Origin of the sequence: Streptomyces sp. NPDC006265 (genome assembly GCF_040613555.1) — a bacterium.
Lineage (GTDB): Bacteria > Actinomycetota > Actinomycetes > Streptomycetales > Streptomycetaceae > Streptomyces.
On the sequence record NZ_JBEXSH010000467.1, the window covers coordinates 1 to 7023 of the forward strand.

A 7023-nucleotide genomic window follows, 5' to 3' on the forward strand; every position below is an offset into this window, starting at 1 on the left:
GTCATGAGGGTCAGCCACGTCATCTGCTGCTGCATCGCCTTGAGACGGTCGGCGACCGAGGAAAACGCCCGATCGCCGCGACCATGGCGCCGCCGAGCGCGGCTCCGCCGAGGACCGCGCCCTGCACCGCCATCCGGAACACGGCGAACGCGCGACCCGCGTGCTCGCCCTCGACCGAGGACATCAGCATGCCCTCGGCGGCCGGCCCGAAGAAGGCCTGGCCGGTACCGCCGAGCGCGGCGAGCAGCATCATGTGCCACAGCCGGGGCTCCCCGGTCAGCACCAGGGCGGCGAAGGCGGCCTGTGAGAGGCGGTTCAGGACGTTGGCGGCGACCATCACACGGTGCCGGGGCAGCCGGTCCGCGATGGCGCCGCCGATCAGCAGGAACAGCACCAGCGGCAGGGTCCGAGCCGCCGCCACCAGGCCGACGTCACCGCCGTCGCCGCCCGTTTCGATGCGCCGCCGCGACCAGGGCGCCGTGGCTGCCCAGGCCGGTGACGACGGCGGCGGTCAGCAGGGTGTGGTTGCGGCCCGCCCAGGCGGGTCTGCGGGGGCTCCGGGAGGGGGCGGTCGGGGACGTCACCGGCCGACTATCGCCGCCGAGGGCCCGTCGTGCCAAACCGTTAGCGCGGCGTCACGGCGCAAAGCTAAGTTGATCTTGATTTGACCTTGAAATCGGGGCAGAAAACATGCACAACCGCTCTGCGACGCTGCTGGCCACGGCGGCGCTCATCGGTGCCGCACTGTCTCTCATGGGCGCGGGGTCCGCCTCGGCGGCCGGTGCCTTCGCGTGCCGGCCGACGTCCCACGACCACGTGGTCGTCAAGGAGAAGACCGCGGTTCACTCCAGCTTCTCGGCGAACGCCAGGGTGGTCGGCTACGTCTACAAGGACAACAAGGTGCACGCCTGCTGGGACTGCACCAACTCCTCGGGCAACCCCTGGGTCTGCACCGGCAGCCGCCGCGTCGACGAGGACTCCCTCTCGGGCCGCTGGGTCTACCGCGGGTACCTGAAGGGCTGACGCCCGGTCATGATGCTCCGGTGAGCCGGGCCCGCCCCTGTTTCCGGTGCGGGCCCGTTCCTGTACCGGTCAGCCGCCGGTCGGTTCGCCGTGCAGCCGGACCGTGCTGAGGATCTTCAGCACGGTCTTCTCGGGCACCTCGCCCTTGACACCCTTGGCACCGAAGAAGCTCCAGGCGACGAAGTCGCCGGCGGAGTTCTTGAAGCCGAACGTGATCGCCTTGCCGTCGCTCGCGCACTTGCCCTTGTCGGGCGTGTTCTCCGAGTGCGCCCAGGCGACGCTGCCCTTCACGCCCGAGGCGGTGGTGTAGGGCTTGGCCTTGTCGTCGGTCTTGACGCTCTTCTTGTCCGGCTGGGTGTAGCCGCCGTACACCCACCAGGCCACCTGGTTGACCGCGACCTCGTCCGTGTCCTTGGCGCCGTCGGCGCCCTTGGTGCCCGCCCCGGCCAGGGACTCGGTCTCGGTCCTGCCGTCCTTGTTCTCGTCGCTCGTGCACCACTTGGACTTGTAGAACGCCGGTGCCGACATGGTGATCAGCGGCTTGCCGTCGTCGGACTTCTCGTCCTCGAAGAAGACGGACGACGTCGGGGACGCCACCTCCCAGTCGGCCGGGACGTCGAAGGCCGTGCCCCACTTTGGGTTGATGACGACCTTCCAGCCCTTGACCGTGGGCTTGGCCTCCTCGCCGCCGCGGGGGTTGTCGCCCGTGGCGGGCGTGCTCGGCTCCTCGGCCGGGCTCGACGACGTCGCGCCGTCCTTGCCCTTCTTGCCGCCGTCCGCCGTGTCGTCCTTGTCGCCGCCCAGCACCAGGAAGCCGGTGACACCGGCCGCCACGACCACCGCCGTGGCGGCGATGATCGCGACCAGCTTCGTCCGGCTGCCGCCGCCACCGCCCTGCGGGGGCTGCGGTGCGCCGGCCGGCCCGGGGGCGCCCCACTGCGGCTGCTGCCCGTACGGATTCGGCTGCTGGTACCCCGGCTGCTGGTACGGATTCGGCTGCTGGTACCCCGGCTGCTGGTACGGGTTGTTCGCTTGCGGGTTCTGCTCGCCCCCGGGCGGCTGCTGTCCTGGCCACATGGGCAGCCACCCTAGCCGCGCTCCGGACACGTTGCGGTCACTGCCCGTGGACGGAGACGTAGCAATCCGGGGCCAGGCCGGTGTGGATGTCGTGAGGACTGATGCGGCGGTCGTCACACCGGCCTGGCCAGCCGTCTCTACTCGTGAGTAACATGCGGCCATGAGCGCAGACCAGATGTCCATCGGCGAGATGCTCGCCGCCACGGTGCCCATGGCCCGCACCCTGAACCTCGAGTTCCTCGAGACCTCGCCGGAGCGGGCCGTGGTGTCGCTGCCCGACCAGGGCGAGTACCACAACCACGTGGGCGGCCCGCACGCCGGCGCGATGTTCACGCTCGGCGAGTCCGCCAGCGGGGCGATCGTGCTGGCCGCGTTCGGGGACCAGCTCTCGCGCGCCGTGCCGCTCGCCGTCAGCGCCGAGATCTCCTACAAGAAGCTGGCGATGGGCGCCGTCACCGCCACGGCCACCCTCGGCCGCCCGGCCACCGAGGTCGTCGCGCAGCTGGACGCCGGTGAGCGCCCCGAGTTCCCGGTGACCATCGCCATCCAGCGGGCCGACGGTGCCGTCACCGGCGAGATGGTCGTGGTGTGGACCCTGCGGCCCAACGGCTGATCAGACGGTCGCGTGGGCTCCTGCGGCCCGACGGCCGGTCGGACGGTCGCTCGGGTCCCGCGGCCCGACGGCTGATCAGACGGCAGCGTGGGCTCCTGCGGCCGGGTGCCGGGGCTTTCGCATGTCAGGCCGCCACATCCCGGTGCCCCGGGCGCGCTCCGTCCAGCTCACCGAGGAACCCCCTGAGCCACGCGACGAACTCCGGCCCCAGGTCGGGCCGTTCGCACGCCGGCCTGACCACGGTGCGCAGGTAGTCGGCCTTGTCTGCGGTGTCGTAGCGCAGGCCCCTGAAGACGACTCCGTGCACCGTGCCGCCCGCGGCCAGCTCCTGCAAGGCGTCCGTCAGCTGGATTTCACCGCCCCGGCCCGGCGGGGTCCGCTCCAGGACGGAGAAGACGGCCGGGTCGAGGACATAGCGGCCGATGACGGCGTAGCGGCTCGGCGCGTGCTCCCGGGCCGGCTTCTCGACCAGGCCCGTGACCCGGACGACGTCCTCCTCGCCGGCCGGCTCGACGGCGGCGCACCCGTAGAGGTGGATCTGCTCCGGCGGGACCTCCATCAGGGCGACCACGCTGCCCAGCAGGCGGTCGCGGACGTCGAGCATCCGGCGCAGCAGGGTCTCGCGCGGGTCGATCAGGTCGTCGCCCAGGAGGACCGCGAAGGGCTGGTCGCCGACATGGCGGCGGGCGCACAGCACGGCGTGGCCGAGGCCGAGCGAGTCGCCCTGGCGGATGTGGTGGATGCTCGCCAGCTGCGCCGGCTCGTGCACCGCGTCCAGCCGTACCGTGTTGCCCTTGGCCGCGAGCGCCTGTTCCAGCTCGAAGGCGTGGTCGAAGTGGTCCTCGATGGCCCGCTTGTGCCGGCGGTGACCATCAGGACGTCGTCGAGCCCCGCCGCTGCCGCCTCCTCGGCGACGTACTGGATGGCGGGCTTGTCGACGACCGGCAGCATCTCCTTGGGCGTCGCCTTCGTGGCGGGCAGGAAGCGGGTGCCGAGACCGGCGGCCGGGACGACCGCCTTGCGGACGCTGCGGGCCGGGGCGGCCGGGCTGGAAGGGCGGGGGGCGATCATGCGGTTCATGCCGGCGCGCGGAGATGAGAGCGCGCCGAGAGCCACATGGGAGGGCGCTGTGGAGTTGGAGATTTCGTGGACCAACCGCCTTTAGCTGCACACAACTTGCGGCCCTCGGCGGCCATGGTTTTCGAAAACCGGTACGGATACCGCCGGTAACATATCTGAATTCCCCTCGTTTTGAACGTGGGTCATCCGAACTCCTTGTTACCTGTCAGTCGCATGTGCGAAAGTGAGCCGCCTCACAGTCGAGTCCACAGCTGACGCGGCGTAGGTATGCACCAATCACGCACCTGCTTTCCGACGGACGCGCAATTCGCATGCCGTTCTGCGGCTGGAAGGAAATGGTTCCGTGCAATCCCCCAACCCCCCACGCCCGCCGTACCCGCCACGACCCGGAGCGGGGCCCGCGGAGTCCGATCGCAATCTTCTCGCCCGGGTCGGCGAACCCGCCGAAGGGCCGCGTGCCGTCGCGCTGTTGCTGGCGAGGCACTGGCGCGCGGTCTACGAATACGCCGTCATCTGCCTCGCGTCCTCGGAGGACTCCGCGTCGATGGCGGCGGCCGCCGCCTTCCGCAGGGAACTGGCCCGGCCGGGCGGCGGCGCCCTGCGTCCGCGGCTGCTCACGGCCGTCCGGGAGACGGTCGGGGAGTGGGCCGCCGACGACGGCATTTCCACAGTCCTGCCGGAACTCCGCAAAACCGTCGGCGCCCGGGGTCTGCGGGCCGCCCGGCCGGAGACACCCGAAAGGCGGCGCCTCGCGGAGCGTGCTTTCCGGGGCCTTCCGGGGGCTTCCCAATGCCTGCTCTGGCACACGGAGGTCGAGGCCGAGTCCATATCCGTACCGGCCGGTCTGCTCGGGGTGGATGCCGCCACCGCGTCGACCGCCCTGGAGCAGGCGCGCGAACAATTCCGCACCGGGTGTGTACGCGCGCACCGGGAACTCGCACCGACGCGGGAATGCCGCTACTACAACCGCCTGCTGGACGTTCCCATGCGCCGCGGCGGGGCGCTGCTGCCGGATGTGCAGCGGCATCTCATGGCCTGCCGCTTCTGCCGTCACGCCGCCGAACAGCTCAGTCATTTCGAGGGCGGTCTGGAAGACCTGCTCGTGGAGACGGTGCTCGGCTGGGGCGCCCGCCGCTACCTGGAATCACGGCCGGGCCGCGGCGAGGCGCGGGGTACCCTGCCCGCGGGCGGACGCCATCGCCTCCGGTCCCGCGAGCTGCCGCCGAGAAGGCACACCAAGGCGCTGGCCGCCGCGATCGGGGTGACCTCCCTCGTGCTGCTCGCGACCCTGCTCGCCGCCCGGGGCTGGACGGAGGAGAGCGGCACCGTCGATCCGCAGGTCACCTGGGGCGCGGTCAGCGGTCACTCCGTCGACCCGGACAGTGCGGGCGCCTCGGCCGTGGGACCCGACTCCACACGGTCCTCGTCCGCCGGTTCCCCGTCGGCCGCCTCCGTCGGCAGCCCCGCCGAAGTGGCCCGGGTGCGGCTGCGCAACCTCGACGACAGCCGGTGCCTCGACATCCTGGGCGGGCGGATCCTGGTGGACGCCCGCATCGTGCTGGCCGCCTGCTCCGCGGGTGGGTCCCAGCAGTGGTCGTACCAGGACGACGGCGTGCTGCGCAGCGCCGCCGACTCCACCCTGTGCCTGGGCTCGGACACGGCCGAGGGCTCGGTCGTCCTGGCCGGCTGCCTCGTGCACGCCGGAGTCGTCCGCTACGACCTGACCGTGCGCGGCGAACTCCTGCCCCGCGGCGGCAAGGGGCTGGCCGTCGCCCCCGGCAAGGGCCGGGACGTGATCGTCACCGGGCGCGACGGGTCCGAGGCGCAACGCTGGGCGCTGGAACCGGCCGCCGCGCCCGGAGGCTCGGGGGAGTCCCGGCGGAAGCGGGCCGAGGACGCTCCGCGGGAGAACCGTGGGCAGCGCACGCGGCGACCGCACGACGACGTCCCGCCGGTGCCGCCGGACACCGAGCCCCGGGATCTGCCGCAGGAGCGCTACGAGCCGAGGTCCGCGCAGGTCGGCTGCTGCGAGGAGACCGATCCCGGCGTTCACGAGGCGGCCACGACGCCCGGCACCGACGTCCTCGGCCCGGCGACCGCGACCGCGGCCGACGCCGTGAGGGCAGTGCACTCCGTCGCACTGCCGTAGAGCGGGTACGGGGTCGCCCGGGTGGGCGACCCCGTGGTCACGGGATCTGCGGCCGGGACCGCACGGCCGGCGAAGCGTGGCCGAGAGGCGCCTGGCATCGAACCGGAACAAACTGGTACTCCTCCTGAGGCCGCCCGCAGAACCCAGGGAGTCACCCATGCCCGAGGCCCCGCGCCAGGACAGCAGGACCGCACTAACCGACGAGGAACTGCGCACGCTGGACGCCCACTGGCGGGCCGCCAACTACCTGGCGGCCGGTCAGATCTACCTGTTGGCGAACCCCCTGCTCACCGAGCCGTTGCGGCCCGAGCACATCAAGCCGCGGCTGCTCGGCCACTGGGGCACCTCACCCGGGCTGAACCTCGTCCACACCCACCTCAACCGGGTGATCAAGGCGCGTGAGCTCGACGCCCTGTGCATCTGGGGCCCCGGCCACGGCGGTCCGTCGGTCCTCGCCAACTCCTGGCTGGAGGGCAGCTACAGCGAGAAGTACCCGGACGCCTCCCGGGACGCGCGGGGCATGGAGCTGCTGATGCGGCAGTTCTCCTTCCCCGGCGGCGTGCCCAGCCACGTCGCCCCGGAGGTGCCCGGCTCGATCCACGAGGGCGGCGAACTCGGCTACTCCCTCGCCCACGCCTACGGCGCCGCCCTCGACAGCCCGGGCCTGCTGGTGGCCTGCGTGATCGGCGACGGCGAGGCGGAGACCGGCCCGCTGGCCGGGTCCTGGCACGCGAACAAGTTCCTCGACCCCGTCCACGACGGTGCCGTCCTGCCGATCCTGCACCTCAACGGCTACAAGATCGCCAACCCGACCGTGCTGTCCCGCCTTCCCGAGGAGGAGCTCGACGCGCTGCTGCGCGGCTACGGCCACGAGCCGATCCACGTCGCCGGCGACGATCCGGCCACCGTCCACCGCGCCATGGCCGAGGCCATGGACACCGCGCTCGACCGCATCGCCGCCGCACAGCGCGCCGCCCGCGAGGACGGCGTGGCCGAGCGCCCGCACTGGCCGGTGATCGTGCTGCGCACCCCCAAGGGCTGGACCGGCCCGGCCGAGGTCGACGGCGAACCCGTCGAGGGC

At 72.2% G+C, this 7023-nt stretch carries 4 protein-coding genes and 3 pseudogenes; 4 read left to right on the top strand and 3 right to left on the bottom strand.

Annotated features, from left to right (window positions below; all coding sequences use genetic code 11):
• Positions 1-67: 67 nt before the first annotated feature.
• Positions 68-584: pseudogene (locus tag ABZ281_RS30545) on the bottom strand (MFS transporter); the annotation flags it as partial.
• 106 nt (positions 585-690) lie between these two features.
• On the opposite strand from ABZ281_RS30545, the gene ABZ281_RS30550 reads away from it, so the two are divergent.
• Complete coding sequence (locus ABZ281_RS30550; RefSeq protein WP_356660693.1) at positions 691-1023, top strand: hypothetical protein; 333 nt, start codon at positions 691-693, stop codon at positions 1021-1023.
• Positions 1024-1092: 69 nt separating this feature from the next.
• Here ABZ281_RS30550 and ABZ281_RS30555 read toward each other — a convergent pair whose 3' ends face one another.
• Positions 1093-2100: a hypothetical protein gene (locus ABZ281_RS30555; RefSeq protein WP_356660695.1), complete on the bottom strand. Its 1008-nt coding sequence runs from the start codon at positions 2098-2100 to the stop codon at positions 1093-1095.
• Between the two features lie 175 nt (positions 2101-2275).
• Between ABZ281_RS30555 and ABZ281_RS30560 the strand changes: the two genes are divergently transcribed.
• Entirely contained in the window at positions 2276-2713 is a 438-nt protein-coding gene (locus ABZ281_RS30560; protein WP_298555936.1) for a DUF4442 domain-containing protein, read from the top strand.
• A 124-nt stretch (positions 2714-2837) separates the two neighbouring features.
• On the opposite strand, the pseudogene galU reads toward ABZ281_RS30560, so the two are convergent.
• A pseudogene (gene galU, locus ABZ281_RS30565) lies at positions 2838-3784 on the bottom strand (UTP--glucose-1-phosphate uridylyltransferase GalU).
• A 352-nt stretch (positions 3785-4136) separates the two neighbouring features.
• On the opposite strand from galU, the gene ABZ281_RS30570 reads away from it, so the two are divergent.
• Together ABZ281_RS30570 and ABZ281_RS30575 are read left to right on the top strand one after the other, a co-directional pair.
• Positions 4137-5942: an RICIN domain-containing protein gene (locus tag ABZ281_RS30570; protein WP_356660697.1), complete on the top strand. Its 1806-nt coding sequence runs from the start codon at positions 4137-4139 to the stop codon at positions 5940-5942.
• A gap of 157 nt (positions 5943-6099) precedes the next feature.
• Positions 6100-7023, top strand: a pseudogene (locus tag ABZ281_RS30575) (phosphoketolase); the annotation flags it as partial.